This is a genomic window from Streptomyces amakusaensis, from assembly GCF_039532665.1.
Lineage (GTDB): Bacteria > Actinomycetota > Actinomycetes > Streptomycetales > Streptomycetaceae > Streptomyces > Streptomyces amakusaensis.
On record NZ_BAAASB010000097.1, the window covers coordinates 1 to 516 of the forward strand.

Here is a 516-nt window from a genome sequence, read left to right on the forward strand (position 1 = left end):
TGCTGGAGCGGGTACGGCGCTGGGACCTGGCGGCCTACGCGCATCAGGATCTGCCGTTCGACCGGCTGGTGGAGGAACTCCAGCCGGTACGCTCCCTCGCCCGGCACCCCCTCTTCCAGATCATGCTGTCGCAGGGACGAGGCTCCCATCCCGGGATCACTCTGCCCGGCCTCGACAGCACGCCGTTGCCGCTGGGGGGCGAGGTCGCACGGTTTGATCTGGAGATCGACTTCGATGAGCGGGGCGGAACCGAGGACGGCCCTGCTGGTCTGAGCATTCAGCTGGGTTACGCGACCGATCTGTTCGACGAGGTGACGGTCCGGGGGCTGGGTGAGGCTCTGGTACGGGTTCTGTCTGCGGTGGCCGCCGATCCCGGGACGCGGCTCGCAGCTCTGCCGGTCGTCTCCCCCGCGCAGCGGGAGATGTTGACGGTGTGGGGTTCGGGTCCGGAGGCGTCGGAGGCGGGGACGGTGACCGGGGGCTTCGCTGCTGCTGTCCGGGCGACGCCTGACGGGG

1 protein-coding gene is annotated in these 516 nt (G+C 70.0%); it reads left to right on the forward strand.

Annotated elements, in window-relative coordinates:
* Positions 1-516: condensation domain-containing protein (locus tag ABD371_RS35790; RefSeq protein ID WP_344486986.1), on the forward strand; the 516-nt coding region annotated here is incomplete at both ends.